Here is a 21,554-nt window from a genome sequence, read left to right as displayed (position 1 = left end):
AGCTGGGCGGCATGCTAGACATTCCTATCAACGGCGATTCCATCAAATTGGGGCAGTTCATCAAGCTGGCCAGCTTGGTGGCTACCGGCGGCGAGGCCAAGGAACTCATCGCGGAAGGCGTGGTTACGGTCAATGGCGAGCCCGAAACGCGCCGGGGCGCCACGCTCCACCCGGGTGACGAAGTGTGCATCGAGGATGCCTGCGCACGGGTGGGCGAGCCGGACGATGACGATGATTACTTTGACGAGGCCACGGCCGATGATGACTTTGACCCGGAAAAGTGGAGGAATATGTAGATGCCAGCATTCGAAGCTGAAGTGGGCATGCCCTACTGGATTGACCTGACCACCTCGGATCCGCGCAAGTCCGTGCGCTTCTACGAGGAAGTCCTGGGGTGGGAGATTTCCGCCGAGTCCGCGGAGGAAAAGCCCTATCAGATGGCGCGCTTACAGGGCCTGCCCATCGCCGGGCTTATCCCGCAGCCGGAAGAGGCACCCATGCCGGATACCTGGGTGACCTACTTCCTCTCCAAGGACATTGCGGGCGATTGCCAGCGCGCCGAGAGCCTAGGCGGGCGCATCCTGGTGCAGCCGCAGCAAGTGCAGCTAGGTCATATGGCCTTGCTTGCCGACGCCGCCGGCGGCATGTTCGGCCTCATCCAGCCCGCCGGCCCAGAACACTTTGTCGCTGCCGGCGAGCCCGGCACCCCGGTATGGCACGAGCTCACCGCAACCTCGGGTTTCCAGCGCGCAATGGACTTTTATGGAGAGCTTTTCAATTGGGAAATTCGCGCCATGCAGTCCGAGGATGAGAACTTCATTTACGCCACCGCGGAAGAAGACGGTGCGCCCTTTGCTGGCCTGTGGAACGCCGAGGGTCAGTTCCCGCCCCAGGTGCCGAGCTTCTGGCAGACCTACTTGGGCGTGCGCGATATCGACGCCGCTGCGAAGAAGGCCGTGGAACTAGGCGGCGAGGTCATCCGCGAACCATGGGATTCGCCCTTTGGCCGCATGTGCCTATTGGCCGATTCCACCGGTGCGACCATCACCCTCACCGAGGTCGAAGACGCCCCTGAAGAGGAGCCAACCGAAGCGGATGATGTGTTGGGCCTTGACCCGCAGTAATCACGATGAGTGAGTCGCCACTGGTCAAGCGCGTATTGGCGGTCGTGGCCGTTATTCCACCCGGCAACGTCACCTCCTATGGTGAGGTGGCTAAGGTGGCCGGTTGCGGCGCGCGCAACGTCGGTACCGTGTTAAAGCGCCACGGTGCCGGAACTGCCTGGTGGCGCGTGGTCCGCGCCGATGGCACCTCTCATGATCCCGTCCGTGCAGAGGACTACTGGGACCGGGAGGCAATCGCCCACGCTGGTGGCCGCGTTAAAATGCACGAGCACGGAATCGACGCCCGCGAATTACAGGAGTTGATGGAGTGAGGGCCTGGTTCATCCTTTTTCTCGCGATTGCGAGCGAAGTCGTGGGTACCATCGCGCTGAAATACGCCGTGGACAATTTCTGGATCTACGGTGTAGCAGCCCTCTGCTTCATTCTTGCCTTCGTGCTCCTGCACCGCGTCATGCAAGAAGGCGTCAACGTGGGTGTAGCCTACGGCCTCTGGGCATCCGGCGGAGTAATTTCCACCGCGCTGCTTTCCGCCGCGCTCTTTGGCGAGCCGCTCGGAGCAGTAAAACTCGCTGGCATCGCGCTCATTATGGCCGGCGTATTCTGCGTGGAAATGGGCGCTAAACCAGACGAGGATGAAGACCGCACGGTGGAGGTGGCACCGCAATGATCTGGTTTCTGCTTTTCCTCGCTACCGCCATTGAGGTCACCGGCACGCTGTGCCTGCGCATGTCCGCGGTGACCGGTCGTCGTTTCTGGGTTGTGCTCGTCGCCCTGTGTTATGTCAGTGCCTATGGGTTTTTGGCGCTCGTGCTTAAGGCCGGTATGGACCTGGGCGTGGCTTATGGCATCTGGGCTGCCACTGGTGTCGCGCTTACCGCCGTCGCCTCATATCTCCTCTTCAAGGAGCCATTCACCTGGTTAAAATCCCTCGGAGTGGTGCTGATAGTCGGAGGAGTGCTGCTGGTAGAAGCTGGTGCGTAGCACCTGCGGGGGCGCTACTATATTTTCATGATGAAAAAGCTGGCGGTAGGTTCCCTGGTTACCGCACTCTCCCTCGCAATCGCCCCTGCCGCCCAGGCTGTCACCCTCGATCCGCACGCTGTGCCCGCGCGCACCCAGATCACCGTCCGGCATGATTCTGGCGCGACTGTGTCCACCGCTAATGCCCATGAGTCTCGTCCTGCGCTGTCTTTGAGCAAGCTCTACTTGGGCTATTGGGTCCTAAAATACGGTGCGCCGACCGACAAAGCCCGCGTGGAGCACATGATCCGCGTCAGCGATGACAACGTGGCCACCGACTTGGATCGCCGCTACCCGCAAGCCATCCCCAGCACCATCCACGAGTTTGGCCTGCGCGAAACGCACTACACCGGGTATTGGGGAACGACCACGACCTCCACTGAAGATGTAGCGCGTTTTACCTCGCGTATTCAGCACGATCCCATTGCCGCACCCATCATGACCGGCATGGCTAACGCCGCCCCTGTGGCTGCCGATGGCTACCGCCAAGATTTTGGTACCTCACGAATTCCGGGCGTTATCGGTACCAAGTTTGGCTGGTCCGATAATCGCCGCATCCATGCCTCGGTATCCACCGCCCCTGGATTTACCGTAGCCGCCAATACCTACGGTGACGCGGGCACTCATACCGCAGATGTCACCCGGGCCGTACATAGTGACCCAGGCGCACTACCCGCAGCGGGCGGTTCTAGCCAAGCTATTGGCGCGCGCATCGAACGCGATTTGAATCTACAAGGCCCCGCGCGACAGGCCGTTCGCGATGCCACCCGCACGGCAGCGAGCTACGAGCGTCAAGCCTGCGCGAGCGCGAACCAGGCATTGGCGCAGGTAACGCCGATGCGTGTGTGCAACTAGGACTTGCAGAGCTCGACAGAACTACAAAGCGTGCTGGGGTTGGATAGCGCAGGCGGCTTTAGCGGATGAAGGCGAGGGCGTCTTCGGCGGTGCTGTGGCTGTAGCTCTCGTCGGTTTTGGCAAGCTTATTACCGCGCAGCACCAGCCAGATGCTCAGCGGGTAAAGAATAAGCGCCACGACAACGGCTTGGATGATCGAGGCCACCTCGGAATCGTGCAGGTAGTTCCAACAAAAATGCAGGGTGAATGAGGCGGCTAGGGCGCCGAGAAAGACTCCGATGCGCCACCATCCGGGTTTGGCGGCGGCATAGAGTGCCCAGCCGATGCCCCAGCCGGCCAGCGCGGTGAGCAATACGTGTAGGCCAGGACCGGCGATAAGGCGCAGGCCCCACATTTCAAAAAGCCCCTGGATATCGCTATCAGGATGCATGGTGGCGCCCATGGCGCCGTAGAGGATATTTTCGCAGGCCTCGAAGCCAAGGCCCACCACTGCGCCCACCATCCAGCCATGCCATGGGCGGTTGAGCTGGCGGAAGGACATGAGCACGAAGATTACGCCGGTGGCCTTAGAAATTTCTTCCGGATAGGCACCGCTCCACGACATCATGGCGTCGACCCAGCCGGAGCCAATGGCGAGCTGCATGACCGGCCCAGCGCTGATAAGCGCCAAGGCAACGGCTACTCCGCCGCCCCAAAGGAAAGCCAGCGTGGACCATAGGCGCGCCGGGCGGGCCCACATGGGGCTGCGCTGCAGAAGGTAGATGACCAGCGCCACGAGTATGGCGGCGATGAGCAGGCTGAGCAGGCCCATCAGGGGAGAAATCAAAAATGTGCTTAGCGTCTGGAAAAAGAAGGCGATGAGTCCAATGGCGGATAAGATCCACAGCGTGGTGCGAAAGAGCTTAGACATCTAGAACATCAACTCCCCGGAGAAATCAGCGAATTCTGAATCGGCATCGGCGGGTAGATCCTTTTGGCCGAAGGCATGCCAAATGCGAGAAGCGGTGGCGCGGGCCTGCTCACCCTTGCCGGTCACGGTGACCACCCAATCCTTGTTTTCGTCCTCGCCGGTGCCGTCGAGGGAGAGGGCGGCGGTGGAGGAGGGGGCGTCGGCAAGCAGGAGTGCCCCGTTAGTGCCGTCGAAGGTAGGGGCATCGGCCGGCAAAGGCGCCATGGCTAGGGCGCGGACCATGCGGCGCAAGGTGGTGGCATCGTCTTTGGCATCCTCGGTAAGGGTGGCTTGTACGCTGACATCGCCGCAGTTCCAGCCGATGCTGGCGAGGGATTCATAGTCGCGCTCGCAATAAAGATCGGGAACGTCAATCTCCCAGTCCTGGCTGGGCTCGGCTAGGGTGACCTGCTCGACGTCTGCGGAAGAATCCCCCAGCGCCGCCTGCACGATCATGGGCAGGGCAAGAACCACCGCCACGAACGCAATGACTGCGCAGAAAAGGCGCCGCGGCTGCGCTGGAGGAAAGCGATAAAAATTCATGGACCACACCTTATCTTGTCGCTTTGCCCTAGAGTGGCAAGCATGAAAGATCTTTATCAACTAGTCAATGGACCCTGGCTGGAAAGCCACGTCATTCCCGATGATCGCGGCGTGGACGGCACCTTCCACGCGCTGCGCGACGAGGCCGAAGAACTCGTCCACGATATCGTGCAAAAGGACAATGGCCGACCGGGCAAGCTCTATGCCTCCTTTATGGATACCGAAGGGGTTAATGCGGCCGGCATGGCTCCATTGGATGCGGATCTGGACCGCCTGAGCGCGGCCGACCCAGAGGAATTAGCGCAACGCCTGGGTGAACTCGAGCGCACCGGTGTCGGCTCCCCGGTGACCTTTTGGGTATCCAAGGACTCTGGTTCCGAGGACGCCATTGCCTATGTCATTCAATCCGGCCTGGGCCTGCCGGATGAGGCTTATTACCGCGAGGAAGCCCACGCCGAAACGCTGGCCGCCTATGAAAAGCATGTGGCAGAGATGCTGGAGTTCCTCGACCCAGCCCGCCTCTTCGGCCTGGGCGCCGAGGTAGCCGCCCAGCGCATCGTGGGTTTGGAAAAGGAACTTGCCGCTGGCCATTGGGATGTGGTCTCCACCCGCGATGCGGTCAAGACCTATAACCCGTGTGAGTTTGGCGAGCTGCCCGCCATGGCGCGGGCCGTGCTCTCCGGCGGCAACCTGCCGGAGCACCGCGTAGTCAATATGATGCCGTCCTACCTCGAGCACTTCGAGAGTCTCTTTACCTCCGAGCGCATGGCCGATTGGCAGCTGTGGGCCACCTGGCACATCCTGCGCTCCCGCGCGGCCATGCTGCCGGAGGAAGTAGGCGCGAAGAACTTTGAGTTCTACGGCACCAAGCTCTCCGGCGCCACCCAGCAGCGCGACCGGTGGAAGCGCGCGGTAGGCCTGGCTGAGTCCCTCGTGGGCGAAGAGATTGGCCAGGTATTCGTGGATAAGCACTTCCCGGACTCCTCCAAGCGCGAGATGGATGAGCTGGTGGCCTACCTCATTGCTGCCTACCGCGAGCGCATCTCTCAGCTGGGGTGGATGACCCCGACCACCCGCGAGCGTGCCTTGGAGAAACTTTCCCAGTTCAAGGCCAAGATTGGCTTCCCAGATTCCTGGCGCGATTACTCCGGCCTCGAGGTTTCCGGCAAGGGCGCGGACCTGTTGGCTAATGCGCGTGCCGGCTCTGCCTTTTCTCACGACTTCGAGCTGGCCAAGATTGGCAAGCCGGCCGATCGCGATGAATGGGTGACTACCCCGCAAACGGTCAACGCCTTTTATAACCCAGTGGTCAATGACATCACCTTCCCGGCCGCCATCCTGCGCCCGCCGTTCTATAACCCGAAGGTCGATGCCGCAGAAAACTTCGGCGCCATCGGTGCTGTCATCGGCCACGAAATTGGCCACGGCTTTGATGACCAGGGCTCGCAGTTTGATGGTCAGGGCAACCTGAACTCCTGGTGGTCCGATGAGGATCGCGCCGCCTTTGAAAAGCTCACCGCCAAGCTGGTGGAGCAGTTCAATGGCCAGGTACCGACGGTACTCAAGGAGGCCGGCATCGAATCTACTGGGGTGAACGGCAGCTTTACCCTGGGCGAGAATATCGGTGACCTAGGCGGCCTGGGTATCGCCGTGGTGGCTTTTAAGAACTACTGCGCCGATAAGGGCATCGACCTGCAGGGCAAGGAGGAAAGGTTCGAGGTAGACGGTGCCGAGCCAGAGCTGGCTGAGCACACCTACAATGGCCTACAGCGTTTCTTCCTGTCTTGGGCCCGCGTATGGCGCACCGCCATCCGTCCGGAGATGGCCACCCAGTACCTAGCCATTGACCCGCACTCGCCGGCGGAGTTCCGCTGCAACCTCATTGCGGCCAATATTGCGGAGTTCTACGAAGCCTTTGACGTGGCAGAAGATTCTTCCATGTACATTGCGCCGGAGGATCGCGTCACCATTTGGTAGCCCTTTCCGCCGGTAGGCGGTGCGCGTAGGCTCGGTGGCATGACTAACGCAGATGCTAACCAGGATCCGCACCGCCCGCTGGAGCCGGGCCAGGAGTGGCACATCGGCGGCCAGGACCGTCAGATGGACGACAAGGAGCAGCTTGAGCAGCTCGTTGCCTATATCGACGCCCACTATGACACCCCGGATTTCCGCCCACCGTGGGCTGGGGGCGGCTTTCCTGAGGCGGATCAATATTGCGCGCTCTTGCCGGATCGCATTACGCATGCGGCAATGATGGTGCTCGGCACTGCGGTGGATCATGCGCTGCCGGGAACCGCCTATACGGAGGGCATCAGCGTGGAAGAATCTGAGGTGGGAACCATTTTTTGGCCCACAAAGCCCACCGGCCGCTGGGCGGTGTCGCTCCATTCCGGCGGCTGGTGGCGCGGTGCTGGCCAAGCACTAGAGATGCAATGGCGCCCTGAGGTAGCAGCCGCCGCGCAGCTATCTGGCACCACCATCATCGATGTGGACTATCCGCTTGCACCCGTGCACACCGTGGCGGAGATGGTCACTGCCGTGCAGCACGCCATCGACTATGCCCGCAAGCAGGGTGCTTCCAACGTCACCACTTGGGGATATTCTTCCGGCGGAGCACTGGCGGCGCTTGCGCCTGCCGACGCCCTCCTGCTCACCTTCCCCGATTTCGGTGCCTTGGCGAATCTGCCGGAGGATCTCCGTGCCGGCTATGCAATCCCGGCGGACCTTTCTAAGCTCTGCCCGGATATTTTCGTCCAGACCGCGACCGAGGATGAGATTGCTGCGCGTGTTTCTGTGCCCGGCGCCGTGGCGCGCGATTATGTCTCTACCCACCGCGTGTCTACCCCGGCGGTTGCCCGTCAGCGCGTGCGGGATGCGGCCGCGTTCCTGGCAGGAGAGCTAGAAAAATAACAATTGCCTGGAGGTTCCATGCTAAAAGGGAACTAGTTTCAATAGGCTCGCGACTAGTTCCGCATGACCATATCCACTCATGGCGCGCTATCGCGCCTGCATAAATTCGCCGGCGTAATCATTGCGCCCTTTCTCATCGTCGCAGCGTTAAGCGGGTTTCTCTATGCCTTGGCGCCCACCTTTGAACCGTGGATTTACCACGATGAGGTGACAGCCACCGCGCAAGGCAGCCCGCGCAGCCTTGATGAACAGATTGCCACCGCCCAGCGCCAGCACCCGGATGGGACCGTGGTTCGAGTCGAGCCTTCCGAAGATCCGCAGGAGACCACCCGCGTGCTTTTCGACGACCCCACCGCCCCCAATTCCAGCTACACCCACGCCGTCTTTGTAGACCCGGTGGACCTGCACATCACTGGCGAACTACAACAATATGGCGGCTCGCGGGCGCTCCCTTTCCGCACGTGGGCCTCTAATGGCCACCGCACCCTATGGTTGGGCGAGCCTGGCCGCCTCTATGCCGAACTTGCGGCCTCGTGGCTCGGCGCGCTGAGCATCCTCGGTCTCTACCTGTGGCTCAAGCGTAAACAAAGGAATAAGAAGCAGCCCTCTAAAGTACTGGCGCTGCACGCCCGCGTGGGTGCCTGGTTGTTGCCGGGCTTCCTCTTTCTTACGGTTACCGGCCTGACATGGTCGCTGGTAGCGGGCACAAGTATTGGCAAGGTGCGTGAGGAACTTAATTGGAAGGAACCGTCCGTGGCCACCTCCGTTGCAGAAGCGGGGGCTAGCACTGGGACAGGGGAGCATGCCAACCACGCCGGGCACGCGGGTCACGCCGGGCATACGGGACACCACGATGCTGCAGAACTCGCCGGAGCCCAAACTGCAGAATCGACCGCCCGTAGCCAGGGTTTGACCGGGGTGCTGGAAATGACTCCGCCGGAAAAGCCCGGCGATGCGTGGGGCGTGCGGGAGGCTCGTGCGGCCTTCAAGTTACGCAGCGACGCCATGGCGGTTACTCCGAACGGGGAGGTCATCGACCGCATCAATTCGGCCGATTGGCCGCTTGCGGCACAGCTAACCTCGTGGCTCATCCAGCTGCACATGGGGACGCTTTTTGGAATCTATAGCCAGGTTGCATTGGCGGTACTCGCCCTCGGCCTGCTCGTGGTGAGCATTGCGGGCCTGTGGATGTGGTGGAAGAAACCGCGCCGCAGCCTGCCCGAGCTAAAAATTACCCCCGCCGTGCTGGCGGGGGTGGTGGCCTACTCAATCATCGCGCCGCTCTTTGGCGCTTCGCTATTGCTCTTTTTCGTAGGTGATTGGATCGTGCGGCGCCTGCGCGCCCCGAAGCAGGATCGGGGCGCGGCCGCTGGGGAGGTTACTCCTCGCCCTCGGGGCGAATCTTCATCTCGGAGTCTTTCCACAGTCCGGAACGGGTAATGTCCTCATAATCAATCTCGGCTGGGACTGGGGCATTGCCCTGTGAATCGGTACGCAGTTCGTACTTTTCGATGGCACCCCAGTCGCGTGCCCAATCATTATTGAGGTAGCTCGGGATCTCATAGGAGTAGTTGACCGCCTCCGCGGTGGACATGGCGCCACCACCAGAGAAGGACTGGAAGTCCGTCAGCGAGGTCTGGGCCGAGGAATCCGGCAGGATGCGATACTCCGGGATTTCCGTGACGCCGGCGAAGTGGTCAAAGGTGCGCTGGCACGGGAACTGTAGGGCTACGGCCCAGTCCAATAGTGCCGGGGTGTCCTTGGAGAACTGGTTATTGATGGTGTCCAGCTCCGGCACGCGCGGCGGGGTAAAGGCCAGCCAGTCATCCTCATCGGTGGAATCATCCGTTGCTACCAGGCGCACCACGTTGGCATCCTTTGGCAACTTATCCAGCGGCAGGCGCAGGTTGCGCCACTTTGGCGTGGCACCGACGGCGGAGAGTTCTTCCTCGCCAGTATTGGTGACCTTTCCGGAGCCATCGATGGTGCCGTATTCGAGGCTAAGCTTCATGCCTTCCTGCTCTACCCCGTTGACGTCGTGGTGGTAGATATTGCCGGCTGCAGATACGGCGAGCACGGGAGTATTGTCCTTGGCCTCTGGCAGGTTGTACCACTTGGTGGTCACCTCAGAGGTGGAGTCTTGCGCCTCGGAATAGGAGCCGAGCACCGGGACCTTGGTGTAATCCAGGTTGAACGGCAGGTGCATGGTAGAGCCATTGACACCCTCAGTGCCGCGTACTCCACCCTCCGAGGTATTGGTAGTTTCCTTGGACTTTTTGTCCTTTTTGTCTTGCTTATTCTTTGTCTCCTGGGAATCAGCGGAATCGCTGCTACCGCCGGATTCGGTATCCGCGCCCGAGGTAGCGGTCTCCGCGCTATCGGAGGAGGAGTCGCTGGAGCCATCCGCGATGGCACCTACGGAGGCGGAATTCTGGTTTTCCGGCTCGATGGATTCAGGGATGAAGTTTGGATCGAAGCCCTTGTGGGTCTCGTCCTGGTCCACCAGGGAATCGCCCAAGTCGCCTTCAACCGGGGTCAGGAAGGAATCATTGGTGTTGGTCTCCACCATGGTCTGATCCGCCAGAGCGCAGGTATTGCCGCGCAGGGAGGCTACGTTGCCCTTGCCCACGGAGTAGGAATCCGCCTGCGAGACGGTGGCCTTGGCAAAGGAAGCACACGATAGCGCTACCACGATGGCACAGGCCAAGGCGATGGGCGCGGACATGATACCGGCGGAGCGCGAAACCTTAGCGGCGGCATTTTTCTCAAATTCCGCCAGGGTGCCGGCCTCTTCTGCTTGGGACTTGCGGTAGCTATGGCGCAGGGACTGCACTATGCCGATGGCGAAGATGACCAGCGCGATGGCGAGGAGCACCTTATTGGCCTCGATGGCCTTGAATTGCACCGTGCGATCCCACCACGGGATGCCAAAGGAGGAAACGTACCACCAGGCGTTCCAGCCGGCGAAGGAAATGGCTAGCAAGAAGACCACCGCGGCGATAGCGAAGGTGCGAGCGCGCGGCGAGCGCAGCGCGAATTGGGAGAGCACCACGGCACCGAGGGCGGCGATAACACCGGCCACGCCGGCGTAGATGCCAAAGTGGTGGGTCCACTTGGTGGGGGTGAACATGAGGAAGAACATGGACAGCGCCACGATAATGAGCAGGCGCTGGGTCGGGCCAACGGCAGCACCGACGACACGGCGGTCCTTGATGAAGGCCGCCACGATGAGCACTAGGCAGAAGAGCATGGTGAAGACCGCGAAGCGGCGGGTGAGCGAGCCATCCACCGATTCCTGGAAGAGGGTGGAGTAGCGCGCGTACTCCGCGTACCACGGCAGGGAGGGGCCAACCTCGGAGCGCACGCGGGTGGACTCCAGCACGGTCGATAGCGTCTGGTCACCAAAGGCGGCAACCATGATGGCGGTGCCAGCGCTAAGGAATGGCGCAATGAGCGCGAGCCAGCCCAAGGTGCCACCGCCCATGGACGGCACGCGCTCGGCCATGGCGCGGAAGAGGTGCGGCAGGCTGACCAGGAAAACGCCCACGGCAAAGAGGCCGGTGGGGCCGGCGGCCAGGGTGATGGTTGCGGCGATGGTGCCCACGGCCGCCGGAAGCAGGCGGTGGGTGGAAATGGCACGCTCAAAGGAGGCCCAAGTAAACATCACGCCAAGCGCCACGATGGGCTCGGGGCGGGTGCCGTTGTTATAGGGCAGCCAGAAGGCCAAGAACATAAGCGCCGCGGTCCAGTGAGCGACCCGGCGGCCGTCGACAAGCTGGCCAAAGCGCGGAAGTATCTCGCGGGAGAGGATAAACCAGATGATGAGCCCAGAAATCAGGCCGGGCAAGCGCACGAAGACCGAGGCGGTGGAAATCTGGGAGAGAACGGCAACCAGGTCATAATAGGGGGCGCCGAAGGGCGCCTCTGGCACGCCGTACCAGCGGTAGTAGTTGGCCATGTAGGTCGCGTGATCGAAGACGCGGCTCATGGAGAAGATGAAGCCATCATCGGAGGTATTGGCGCCGAAGATATACCAAAATCCCAAGACGGCGGCCACCACGCCATCGAGCGGGCGCACCTTCTTCCACGTCTTAGGCATGAAGCCAAAGCGGCGGCCATCGAGGCGGTCGATGCGCCATAGGCAGAACAGGGATACGACCACCATGGCGGTGCCCAGCCACATGGCAATGGTCTTGAGCACCGTCGGGGAGGAGGTGAAGCGGGAGTTGATATCGACGTGCACATTGAGGCCGTCGTCAAGCAGGGCCTGCACGTCCGCTTTATCGTCTATTTCGGTATAGACACCGGTGACCTGCGGGCGCAGATCCTCCTCGGTGGTCTTTTCATGATCCCCCACGCGCACGCTGGTGCCATCGCCCGTAGCGGAAATCTCAATCTTGGCGTCCTTGGGGAGCTTGGCTACCTCTTTGGAGTTGAGGGTAAGCAGAACCTCATCCAAGGAGACAACGGAAAGGCCCTCCTCATTCGCGCGGACAAAAAGGCCGCGGTTGGAGGCTTTCTTGGACTCCGGAGGGACGGTGCCGTAGACCATGGACTGTCCCTCACGCAGCTCATCGACTGCGGAGATAGGGATGGTGGCCTGAAGATCCTCTGGCGCCACGGAAATGAGTGGCGCGTTGATGGACTGCACGGAATCATGCTGCGGCCAGTCATAAGAGGACTGAGTTTGGGTCACCGGCAGTAGCGGGGTGGCTACAAAACACAGGAAACCAATCAGTCCGGCAATGATCGCGGTCCACCGCAGGCCCGCGGGGGCGGCGGCGAAGCGGGAGCTAGCAGGTCGCGCTTGGGTGGTATTCGTAGTGAGGCTATCTGACACGGCGATTAGTCTACGTCAGATACCCCTCTCCGCCCGCGGGCACACCCTGCCACGGGCGGGAAGTGTGGGTGAACTTACTTGGTACGAACGGCTGTTACGAAGGGGCCGGTCTGCTTTAGCTTCCAGCCCTTGTCAAAGACATCGGCGTTGAAGAAGACCGCGCGATAGCGAATATTCGGCTGATTGGGGTAGATATCTTCTGCCAAATGCAGCTTGAAACCATCGTCCTTATTTTCCAAATCACCGCGGAAGATCATGACATCCGGGCTGCGCCACGCAGCGGAATCCAGGGCCTTGCGGAACTCATCCGGCTTCATGTCCCAGGAATCGTTGGCCCAGGTTTCAATCTGCTCATTGCGGGTGCTGAACTCACCCAGTGGATTGGCATAGTGGCTGGTAAAGGCGTTGAAACCCCAATAAGGGTAGTAAGACATGAAGATCTTTTCATCAGTAAGCACCACCGTGCCATCCGGCGTATAGCCCTGGTCCTGGATGAAGTTGTGGATATCCAGGTAGTAATGAGCAGAATCGCTAGTGAAGCGGTCGGCGCGCTCGCCATAGCCATCGGTATCGCTATAAGCGTGGTCGATGGCGTCCTCGTTGGCCTCCGGAATCTGCTGCGCATAGAAGACGCCGGCCAGGGCGAGGATAATGCCCAAGACCGCGGTGATTTGCTTATTGGTGGTGTGGGAGAAGCGCGCCGGGTAGAGGCGGTGTACGCCCAAGAGGCGAACCTCGGCTAAGGCTAGGACACCGGCGGTAGCAAAAAGGAGTACCACGATGATTTCGAGGCGGAAGCTCAGCAGCGTGGTGCCGGCCAGCGTTGCCACCATAGACACAACAATCCATAGATAGCTGCCGATGAGGGAGATTCCCAGCGCGCGCACCTCTTGGTCATTGAGACGAATGACCATGTAGATAAGTCCCATGAGGCAGAGGAAGCCCACAATGCTAAAGGACAAAAATGGCACTGGAATCTGGGTGCCTTCCTCCGGCAGGTAGTGCTGCGCGGTGGTCTGCAGCGGTACTGGCGAGTGCATGACCGCCCATACATAGGGTCCCCAGGCGATGAGCGCGATGGCAATGGAGCCTGCCGCCATTACCGCCAGTCGCACGATGGGTCGCCACGTATGCTCATATAGCGCGGTAAAGAGCGCGATGAGGCTGACCACGGTGAGCGCGGCCGCACCGGTGAAAAGCGTGTAGAAGGTGGCGGAAATGCCCAGGTAGAGTGTTACACCCAGGGTGGAGAGCCAAGAGCCGCGGAAGGCGCGGGCGCTGAGCACCGCGACGGTGGGCAAGCCCATGGCGATGACTGCGGAGTAGGGCTCCTCGGCCGCGATGGTGAGCGTAATCGCGGTGGTGACTAGGGCGATGGCGGTGGCGACCGGTAGGGAGCTGGTGAGGCGCTGCCAGAGGGGCACCAAAATGCAGCCGGCTACAGCGATGGAGATAAGCGCCCAGGGCTGGTAGACCTCCCATCCCGGAATGCCCAATAGTGCTCCCAAGCGGCCGCCCAGCCAGAACCAGCCAATGGGGTAAAAGGATGGCATATCCTGGTAGTTCATATCCGCATAGCCCATCTCATCCACCGAGCGGGTGAGGAACTGGGTGCGGAAAGCCTGGTCCACCTGCACGCCGTCGAGCCACAAACGGGAGGCGGACAACGGCAGGCCCACGGCAGCCAAGGTCAATAGCGCGGGGGAGAGATAGGTGACCGCGTAGGTCAGCCAGACCCGCCAGCGCGGCCGTGTAAAGGAATCCTTGTAGTGGTCATAAAGCCACCACACGCACAGCCCGCCGGCTAGAGCCAGCGTGACCACCACACCCACTGTGCTCAGCGCGCGGGTGACCATGGAGGTATTAAAAGAAGGCAGAGATACCGTCTTGAAGGCAAACCAGCCCAGCAGCGTGACCACACCACTGGCTAGGGCGGTCAACACAATACCCAGCAGGGTCGCCCGATGAGTCAGCGCATCGGCGCGGTAGGCCTCGGTGCGCGGATTTTCGCTCACGGGCGTTGACTGGGTGGGTATAGCTGTGCTTGTCATGCCCATTAGTTTCGCATACCCAAGCGCTACAACCCAGATTTGGCGCGGGCAGGAAAACACTTGCTTTCCGACGCCCCCTTATACACCACCGCCCCCGCCCCTCCCCGCCGCGGGCGCGCGGCGGGGAGGGGCGGGGGCGAGGCGGCTGGCAGGCGCCAGTGCAGAAACCGCGGTGATTTAGAACGGCAGCTTGCGGAAAATGGCCTGCGGAATGAACTTGAATGCCAAAGAAACGTATTCAAACAGCGGGTGCACGAAGATGGACTGCTTGCCATCGAGCACGGCCTTCACGGTGGCTTCGGCAACATCGGAGACGTTGACGGTCAACGGGGCGTCGCCAGCCTCGGCGGACATCTTGGTGCGAACCTGGCCCGGGCGGACAACCAGCACGTTGGCGCCGGTGCCGCGCAGGGCCTCACCCAGGTTGATGTAGAAGCCGTCCACGCCTGCCTTGGAAGCACCGTAGACAAAGTTGGAACGGCGCACGCGCATGCCAGCCACGGAGGACATGGCGACGATGGTGCCGTGGCCCTGGTGCTTGAACTTCTCGCCCAGAAGCACGCCCACGGAAACCGGGGCGGTGTAGTTGGTCTGCGCGGAGGCGACGGCCTTGTCGTGGTTTTGCCACAGCTCCTCCTGGTCACCCAGGGTGCCGAAGGCAACGATGGCCACGTCTACGTCGCCACGTGCCCAGGCTTTATTGATTACCTCTGGGTGGGAGTCAAAGTCAGTGGCGTCGAAGTCTAGAACCTCTACGTCAGCGCCGCGAGATTCCAAGTCTGCCTTGGCCTGGGCGATGCGCGGGGACTCCGGGCGGGCAGCCAGGGTGACCTTGGCGGGGCCGCGCTGCAGGAATTCGGAGACGACGCCGAGGCCGATCTCAGAGGTGCCGCCCAGAAGCAGGATGTGTTGTGCTTGGCCTACTGCATTAAGCATGGTCAGTAAATCTCCTTAAAGGTGTTATTTCCAGTGATTAGTGCAGCTCGAGGCGGCGGGACATATCGGAGGCGAAGACGCCGGTCGGGTCGATTTCATTGCGGGTCTTCAGCCAGCCCTCCATGCCCGGGTACATCTTGTGGAAGTTCTCCGCGGAAGTGCGGGACTCCTTGGCCAAGTAGAGGCGGCCGCCGAATTCCATCACGCGGCGGTCCAAGTCATCCAAGAACTTGCCCAGGCCCGGACGGATGGGGAAGTCCACGCAGACGTTCCAACCCGGCATTGGATAGGACAGCGGCGCGCGGTTGCCTTCACCGAAGAGCTTGAACACGTTGAGGGCCGAGTAGTGGCCGGAGCGTTGCATATCGCGGATGATCTCCTTGAACGGCTCCACGGCCTCGGTCGGTACCACGAACTGGTACTGCAAGAAGCCCTTGGAACCGTAGCCGCGGTTCCACTCACCGATGAGATCCAACGGCTGGTAGAACTGCGTCAGGTTCTTGACCTGGTTCTTGGCCGGTGCACCCATGGTGTAGTAGGCCAAACCCACAGCGGAGAGGGAAAGCTTATTCATGGTCCAGGACGGGAAGATGTCCGGCACCGTCATCAGCTGCGGCGCATTGAACTTCAACGGATCCTTAGCCAGCTTCGGGGCTAGCTCTTCCAGCTGTGCCAAGGTGGCCAGCGAACCGCGGGAAATGGTGGAGCGACCCAGCTTTGGTTCTGGCGAAATGACATCGAACCAGGCGGAAGAATAAGTGTAGTTGTGCTCGGAACCATCGGAGTGGAAAGCGATGGTTTCATCCAAGTTATCGGTGCGGTCCGTATCTGCGATGAAATAAGCGGTTTCCGTCTTGGTCATGCGGATGGTGGCGCGCAGAATGATGCCGGTCAGACCCATGCCGCCAACGGTGGCCCAGAAGAGGTCGCCGTTCGGGTCGTCCTCGGAGCCCTCCGGGGTCAGGTGCAGCACGCGGCCATCGGCCACGAGCAGCTCCATGGAGACCACGTGGTTACCAAAGGAGCCGGCGGAGTGGTGGTTCTTGCCGTGAATATCCGGGCCGATTGCGCCACCGATGGTGACCTGGCGGGTACCCGGCAGAACTGGAACCCACAGGCCATAAGGCAGGGCAGCCTTCATCAGCTGGTCTAGGGTGACACCACCATCGACGTCCACCAGAGCGGACTCCGGGTCGATGGAGTGGATCTTATTGAGCTTTTGCATGTCGATGACCAGGCCGCCGCCATTTTGGGCGGGGTCACCGTAGGAGCGGCCCATACCGCGGGCAATGACGCCACGGCGCAGGTGGGCGGGCTTATCCGAGTTATCTTCTGCAACCTGGGCCACGGCCTTCTTGATCACGTCCACGTCTTCGGTGGCGAGAACATGGGCGGTCGTCGGGGCGGTGCGGCCCCAGCCGTGCAGGGACTTTTCAGTGGTATGTAATTCCATCTCTTACTCTTTGCTCGACGGATTTGTGTCGCCTCCCTAGCCTACCTAGCTCACACGAGGGTAGACGGAGTGACGCGAGTGATATTCAGAACAAAACGGACGCTTGTACTGCCCGAATGTGTCCGTTTATAGATCCATAAGCGCGCGGATTTCCTCCGGCAGTTCTTCCTGAGATTCAATAATCGGGCCATCGTACTCCCGCAAAAGGTCATAGACACGAGCGCGCGAGGAGGAATCCAGCATGGGCAATTCCTCTGCCATCAGGCGAGTCATGAAAGGACTCAACGGCACATCGGTGTGTTCCGTGGCCTCGAAGTGGCCGTTGCGCTTATCGTCTTCCGCACGCACATCCTGAGCCGCCTGCTGCGCTGGCGTCATGTGCTCTGTCTTATCCGAGTACATGCGCATTAGCTTACCGCCGCTTAAAGTGGTCGCTATGACCAACAACCACGAGACGCAAGATCAGCGCCAAGACAACTACGCCCTCGATGACACCCTGGCGGGCCGCATTACCCAAGCCGCTGCCGTGGGTATCGCGACCTCTTATCCGGATTGGATCACATCCAAAGGCGGTTTGATTACTGCCTATACCTTGTCTTTCTTTGGTTTTGGTGCCCTGGTGGCCTATACCAACGCGCACGCGGAACAGGATGGTGATGAGCCGCGCTCCCCGCAGGATGCATCCGATCAGGGCCTCAAACCTTGGGCCATTTTTGCCGCAGTGGTGCTGCTGCTCATCCTAGGCGGCTGGATGAACGTTGCATTTTCGCGCCGAATGGTAAAGTTCCTGCGCAAGCGCGGTGCCAAGCGGCCCTGGACCCTGTTGGGCGCCGTTGGTGCGGCACTGACGTTCCTAATTAGTGAGTTGGAAGCGCGCGATATCGCAAAACTAGCAGCCTAAAACTTGCGTATGGTGGGGCTCATGAACGCAGGGGTCACCGATATCGCACAGGCGCGGGCCAAACGCGCCAATAGCGTGGTATCCCTCAAACGCGAGCCCCTAACAATCATTTGCCAAGCTGCGAATATCCGCGCCGATGGCGAGGTGCACCGCCAGATTGGCTTTAGCGATGCCCTGACCTTCACCGAGTTGCACCGTGTGCTGCGCATTTGCTTTGGCCTGCCGGAGGAGGAATCCCCCTGGCACTTTTATGAACACACCGAGGCGCGTGGCCCGCGCATCGATCCGGAACGTCAGGCCTCCGAATTCCTCTGGCGCGAAGGCGATCAAATCGACTTCGCCTGGGGGCTATGGGACTTCGAGCTGGTGGTAGCTGAAATTTATCCGCGCGATAATGGCACCCCGGAAGCGCTATGCGTAGGCGGTTCGGGCTCGCTCTTTGCACCCTTTGAATTAACCAGCGTCAACCGGGAATTGACCGGGCAAGAAGTCACCGACGAGGTCCTTTCCGCGGTAGCGTCCCCTGTGCGTGATTTGATTGAGCGCACCAAGCTCTATGACTTTGTTCCGCTGCTGCAGGCGATGGACCTGAGCAGGGGTACCGAATTGTCACCGCAAACTGCCCGCGTGCTCGCTAGCCTGCCGCGCGAGGTTACCCATGAAGGCAAAGACGCCTTTTGGTCCATGGCGCTAGCCCTATCGTGCATGGGGGGCGCGGAGCTGACCGATTCCGTCGTGGAGACCACCATGGATGCCCTCGGCTGGGTCAATGACGATGGCTCGGCGCTGACTGGGGCTGAAGTGCGGGAGTTATGTGCGGCGTCGTTGCAGCAATTGGCGGGGATAGGCGCCTATGGTGCCGAATCCGCCGCGCCGGTGGATCGGTTGGACATGTACCGAGCGCTCTTGCGCGGGTAGGCTACTCACTCGTGACTAACTCCGCTGATGACGCCGTAGAAGTAAAACCTTCGTCCACCTCGCTGCACACCCAACTGGTGCGATTTATTTCCGTGGGTGTAGGTGCCGCCGCCATTGACTATGGCCTGACGCTTTTATTGACGTACTTGGGACTGCACCGTTCCGCCGCCAAGGCCATCGGTTGGGTCTTTGGCACCATTGCCGCCTACCTGGCTAATGCGCGGTGGACCTTTGGGGTCAAGGTCTCCGGCCGTACGGCCGTCACCGTCGGGATCTTGTACGCCTCCACTTTCGCGGTTCAAAACTTCCTATACTGGGTGCTCAATGAGCCGCTTTTATCCCTTGGCTTAGAAGGCGTGCTTAAAGACACCATCGCCTTTGTCATCGCCCAGGGCGTGGCCACAGTGACCAATTTTGCCATTCAGAGGGCCTTCATTTTTAAAGAAAAATAACCTCACCACGGGAATCGAGCCCGACCAATCTGCGCGCGGGGTGTCAAGCTCTCGGTGGTGGCGGGTATGTGCCGCGCTTATCGATGCCCCCTTTCCCAGCCCCTGCAGTTCGGCTTCGGCCTAGCTAGGGCGTCGGAAATCTTCCCTGCGCCCGCGGTTGTGAAGCTTGAGCCATTCGATAAAGCCGGCCGGATCGTGGCGCTGGATCAGGAAGAACCAGCCAAAGCGGGCGAATTCCTGTGGCAGTAGCTTGCGCATGCCGCGTTGCCACAGCAGGTAGCCGCGATTGCGGTAAGTGAAAAACCGCTTGAACTCACCCTCTGGAAACTGGGTGTGCATCTTGCCGCCCAAAATGGGCTTAAACTCATCCGATCCATCTGGGTGCAGGTAGCTTGTGGTCAGCGCCGTGCCGAAAGAAAGCCCGGAATTGACCAGCCGGCGGTGGTATTCCACCTCATCGCCGCGGATGAAGAGCCGATAGTCCGGTACACCAATGATTTCCATGGCCGCTGCGGAAATCAGCGCGCCGTTAAATAGCGATGCGATGCCAGGCAGGAAATCGCCCTCCAGCTCATCCATTCGTCGGCGCCACACTAGGCCTTGGCGCAGGGGGAAGGCGAGCTGGTCGGGATCGTTGATATTGCATACCGCTGGCGAGACCTCATGCAAACGGTTGGCCTCGGCCACCCGATACAGCTCCGCAAGGACAGTGTTATCGGCGGGGCGGCCATCGTCATCGGCACACCACACGGCATCCGCCCCCAAAGAAAGGGCGGTGAGAAAGCCCAGCGCAAAGCCACCAGCTCCGCCCAGGTTGGTCTCCGAAGGCACGTAGACGCCGCGGTCTCCCGCCATGGACTCGACAAGTTCACGCACTGCATTTTCCGCACCATTATCCACCACGATCACCCACTGCACGGGGTGGGTTTGGTGTACCACCTGTTCGAGCGATGCCCGCAGCAGTTCGGCGCGCTGATGGGTAACAATGACGGCGGCGGTAGAACCGGTAGAAGTCAGGGTGGCAGTCATGGGTTCCATCTTGCCACCGGGGTGGGGGACCAGCGCAGAAACACTCCGCATTGGTGGAGCGAAAAGTGGATATAGGCGCAGCTTTGCGGATACTGTGAAGCCTATGGAAAACTTCTGGCCGCCTTTTGCGGTGACCATTCGGGCCTGCGATGATACGGGCCGCGGGGTTGACCTGCGTGTCATGCGCGATGAGGACATCGCACAGGTAGCGCAGGTGTGTGCGGAAGATATCTATGGCGACGACATTCCAGAACATGCATTTCCCTGGCTTTTTGATGAGAAGACGAATACCCCCGCCGCCATGGCCCAGCACCGATGGGAGCACCGAGCGAAGCTGTGTCCCCAGAAGTGGACCTTGGATTTCATCGCTCGCCAGGTAGAAACCCAAGAATTAGTAGGCGTGGTGGACCTGTCGGCAGAAAATTTTGCGGCCGCACGGGAAATAGAAACTGCATCATGGGTGCTGCACCGCTTTCAAGGCCAAGGCTATGGCACGCTTATCCGTCAGGCTATGGCGGCGTTTTCCTTCTTGCACCTCGATGCGGGTTCGCTGTGCACCAGTTGGATAAAACCCAACCGCGCCTCAGCCCGGGTGAGTGAAAAGTTGGGCTACCGCGTTAGCACCGAGGAAAAGGAAGAGCCTGCGGGCCCAGGAAAAATTAACCGGCCGGTGGTCAGCGCGCGCCTAAGCGCTGCGGACTATCACCGGCCGGAAGGGGTGCAGGTGGACGTGACGGGTGTGGGGGACCCGCTGCTGCATATGCTCAGCTAGTTGCCGCTGGTGTCCTCATTTTCAAAACGCTCGCGCAGGTCGCGGACGTAGTCGCCCACCTCAGGTCCTTCGTACTCACCGACGACCTCGGAAACCTCGCCTACCGAGCGGATCTCACCGTGGTCGATCCACAAGGCGGTATTGCATAGCTGGGCCAAAAAGTCATTGGAGTGGGAGGCAAAGACCAGGATGCCGGAGCGCTTCACCAGCTCCTGCAGGCGTACGCGTGCCTTGGCCATGAAGGCGGCGTCGACCGCACCAATGCCCTCATCCAACAACAGGATTTCCGGCTCAATGGAGGTCACCACGCCGAGTGCCAAGCGCACTCGCATACCGGTGGAATAGGTGCGCAGCGGCATGGAGAGATAATCGCCGAGCTCAGAAAACTCCGCAATCTCATCCATCTTCTTTTTCATCTGCTTGATGGACTGGCCCAAAAACAGGCCGCGGATAATGATGTTGTCGTAGCCAGAAACTTCCGGGTCCATGCCTACGCCCAAATCAAAAACGGGGGCCACCCGGCCGCGCACATCGGCAGAACCGCGGGTGGGCTCATAAATCCCAGACAACAGGCGCAGCAAGGTGGATTTGCCGGCGCCGTTATGGCCCACCAAACCCACGCGATCGCCCTCGCGCAGGTGCAGGTTAACGTCCTTCAGGGCTTCCACCACGACGGTGTTTTGGGCATTTTTGCCAATGGCGCCACCGGCAGAAGAGAGCATGGCCTTCTTCAGTGAGCGAGATTTGGCATCAAAGATGGGAAAGTCCACGCACGCGTTATACGTATCAATCGAGACCATC

At 60.6% G+C, this 21,554-nt stretch carries 22 protein-coding genes; 13 read left to right on the top strand and 9 right to left on the bottom strand.

Annotated features, from left to right (window positions below):
• Positions 1-11: 11 nt before the first annotated feature.
• The 6 genes from WMQ00_RS04865 to WMQ00_RS04840 are packed head-to-tail and all read left to right on the top strand — an operon-like array spanning position 12 to position 2,999.
• Positions 12-296, top strand: coding sequence for an RNA-binding S4 domain-containing protein (locus tag WMQ00_RS04865; RefSeq protein ID WP_150851437.1), 285 nt, complete (start codon positions 12-14; stop codon positions 294-296).
• A complete protein-coding gene (locus tag WMQ00_RS04860) occupies positions 297-1,124 on the top strand; it encodes a VOC family protein (protein WP_340440723.1) in 828 nt (275 codons plus the stop codon).
• Positions 1,125-1,129: 5 nt separating this feature from the next.
• A complete protein-coding gene (locus tag WMQ00_RS04855) occupies positions 1,130-1,435 on the top strand; it encodes an MGMT family protein (protein WP_239207791.1) in 306 nt (101 codons plus the stop codon).
• Entirely contained in the window at positions 1,432-1,791 is a 360-nt protein-coding gene (locus WMQ00_RS04850) for a DMT family transporter (protein ID WP_308767143.1), read from the top strand. Before WMQ00_RS04855 ends, WMQ00_RS04850 begins: the two co-directional genes overlap by 4 nt.
• Positions 1,788-2,105 (top strand): DMT family transporter, encoded by a 318-nt coding sequence (locus tag WMQ00_RS04845; protein ID WP_023027792.1) that lies wholly within the window; start codon positions 1,788-1,790, stop codon positions 2,103-2,105. Before WMQ00_RS04850 ends, WMQ00_RS04845 begins: the two co-directional genes overlap by 4 nt.
• A 27-nt stretch (positions 2,106-2,132) precedes the next feature.
• Complete coding sequence (locus WMQ00_RS04840) at positions 2,133-2,999, top strand: hypothetical protein (RefSeq protein WP_308767144.1); 867 nt, start codon at positions 2,133-2,135, stop codon at positions 2,997-2,999.
• A 58-nt stretch (positions 3,000-3,057) separates the two neighbouring features.
• Here the strand turns inward: WMQ00_RS04840 and WMQ00_RS04835 are convergent, their stop codons facing one another.
• Positions 3,058-3,909 carry a PrsW family intramembrane metalloprotease gene (locus WMQ00_RS04835; protein WP_340440722.1) on the bottom strand — a complete coding sequence of 284 codons (852 nt, stop codon included), beginning with the start codon at positions 3,907-3,909 and terminating at the stop codon, positions 3,058-3,060.
• Positions 3,910-4,491, bottom strand: coding sequence for a hypothetical protein (locus WMQ00_RS04830; RefSeq protein WP_239207801.1), 582 nt, complete (start codon positions 4,489-4,491; stop codon positions 3,910-3,912).
• A gap of 42 nt (positions 4,492-4,533) precedes the next feature.
• Here WMQ00_RS04830 and WMQ00_RS04825 point away from each other — a divergent pair, with 42 nt between their 5' ends.
• The 3 genes from WMQ00_RS04825 to WMQ00_RS04815 all read left to right on the top strand — a co-directional run bounded on the left by WMQ00_RS04825 (position 4,534) and on the right by WMQ00_RS04815 (position 8,841).
• Entirely contained in the window at positions 4,534-6,468 is a 1,935-nt protein-coding gene (locus WMQ00_RS04825) for a M13 family metallopeptidase (protein ID WP_340440721.1), read from the top strand.
• Between the two features lie 39 nt (positions 6,469-6,507).
• Positions 6,508-7,401, top strand: coding sequence for an alpha/beta hydrolase fold domain-containing protein (locus tag WMQ00_RS04820; RefSeq protein WP_340440719.1), 894 nt, complete (start codon positions 6,508-6,510; stop codon positions 7,399-7,401).
• 63 nt (positions 7,402-7,464) lie between these two features.
• Positions 7,465-8,841 carry a PepSY-associated TM helix domain-containing protein gene (locus tag WMQ00_RS04815; RefSeq protein ID WP_340440718.1) on the top strand — a complete coding sequence of 459 codons (1,377 nt, stop codon included), beginning with the start codon at positions 7,465-7,467 and terminating at the stop codon, positions 8,839-8,841.
• On the opposite strand, the gene WMQ00_RS04810 is transcribed toward WMQ00_RS04815, so the two are convergent.
• From WMQ00_RS04810 to WMQ00_RS04790, 5 genes are all read right to left on the bottom strand, one after another.
• Entirely contained in the window at positions 8,780-12,241 is a 3,462-nt protein-coding gene (locus WMQ00_RS04810) for an arabinosyltransferase domain-containing protein (RefSeq protein WP_308767148.1), read from the bottom strand. The genes WMQ00_RS04815 and WMQ00_RS04810 overlap by 62 nt on opposite strands.
• A 74-nt stretch (positions 12,242-12,315) precedes the next feature.
• Positions 12,316-14,292 carry a galactan 5-O-arabinofuranosyltransferase gene (locus WMQ00_RS04805; protein WP_034656153.1) on the bottom strand — a complete coding sequence of 659 codons (1,977 nt, stop codon included), beginning with the start codon at positions 14,290-14,292 and terminating at the stop codon, positions 12,316-12,318.
• Between the two features lie 177 nt (positions 14,293-14,469).
• Positions 14,470-15,228 (bottom strand): decaprenylphospho-beta-D-erythro-pentofuranosid-2-ulose 2-reductase, encoded by a 759-nt coding sequence (locus WMQ00_RS04800; protein ID WP_023020343.1) that lies wholly within the window; start codon positions 15,226-15,228, stop codon positions 14,470-14,472.
• Between the two features lie 37 nt (positions 15,229-15,265).
• A complete protein-coding gene (locus tag WMQ00_RS04795) occupies positions 15,266-16,681 on the bottom strand; it encodes an FAD-binding oxidoreductase (protein ID WP_023020344.1) in 1,416 nt (471 codons plus the stop codon).
• 126 nt (positions 16,682-16,807) lie between these two features.
• Entirely contained in the window at positions 16,808-17,083 is a 276-nt protein-coding gene (locus WMQ00_RS04790) for a hypothetical protein (RefSeq protein ID WP_034656156.1), read from the bottom strand.
• A 34-nt stretch (positions 17,084-17,117) separates the two neighbouring features.
• Between WMQ00_RS04790 and WMQ00_RS04785 the strand changes: the two genes are divergently transcribed.
• The 3 genes from WMQ00_RS04785 to WMQ00_RS04775 are packed head-to-tail and all read left to right on the top strand — an operon-like array spanning position 17,118 to position 18,952.
• Positions 17,118-17,582: a hypothetical protein gene (locus tag WMQ00_RS04785; protein WP_023020346.1), complete on the top strand. Its 465-nt coding sequence runs from the start codon at positions 17,118-17,120 to the stop codon at positions 17,580-17,582.
• 9 nt (positions 17,583-17,591) lie between these two features.
• A complete protein-coding gene (locus WMQ00_RS04780; protein WP_239206303.1) occupies positions 17,592-18,500 on the top strand; it encodes a plasmid pRiA4b ORF-3 family protein in 909 nt (302 codons plus the stop codon).
• 11 nt (positions 18,501-18,511) lie between these two features.
• A complete protein-coding gene (locus WMQ00_RS04775; protein WP_023020348.1) occupies positions 18,512-18,952 on the top strand; it encodes a GtrA family protein in 441 nt (146 codons plus the stop codon).
• 120 nt (positions 18,953-19,072) lie between these two features.
• Here WMQ00_RS04775 and glfT1 read toward each other — a convergent pair whose 3' ends face one another.
• Positions 19,073-19,990, bottom strand: a complete 918-nt coding sequence (gene glfT1, locus WMQ00_RS04770) for a galactofuranosyltransferase GlfT1 (protein WP_198010451.1) — start codon at positions 19,988-19,990, stop codon at positions 19,073-19,075.
• Positions 19,991-20,084: 94 nt separating this feature from the next.
• On the opposite strand from glfT1, the gene WMQ00_RS04765 reads away from it, so the two are divergent.
• The gene (locus WMQ00_RS04765) at positions 20,085-20,753 is read left to right on the top strand and encodes a GNAT family N-acetyltransferase (protein ID WP_023020350.1); all 669 of its coding nucleotides are present in this window, start codon (positions 20,085-20,087) and stop codon (positions 20,751-20,753) included.
• On the opposite strand, the gene wzt is transcribed toward WMQ00_RS04765, so the two are convergent.
• On the bottom strand, positions 20,750-21,553 hold the full coding sequence (wzt, locus tag WMQ00_RS04760; protein ID WP_023020351.1) for a galactan export ABC transporter ATP-binding subunit Wzt/RfbE: 804 nt from the start codon (positions 21,551-21,553) through the stop codon (positions 20,750-20,752). The two genes, WMQ00_RS04765 and wzt, sit on opposite strands and share 4 nt — an antisense overlap.
• Position 21,554: the final 1 nt, after the last annotated feature.

Origin of the sequence: Corynebacterium sp. KPL2825 (assembly GCF_037908445.1) — a bacterium.
Taxonomy (GTDB): domain Bacteria; phylum Actinomycetota; class Actinomycetes; order Mycobacteriales; family Mycobacteriaceae; genus Corynebacterium; species Corynebacterium kefirresidentii.
This window is presented reverse-complemented; position numbering and strand designations above follow the sequence as displayed.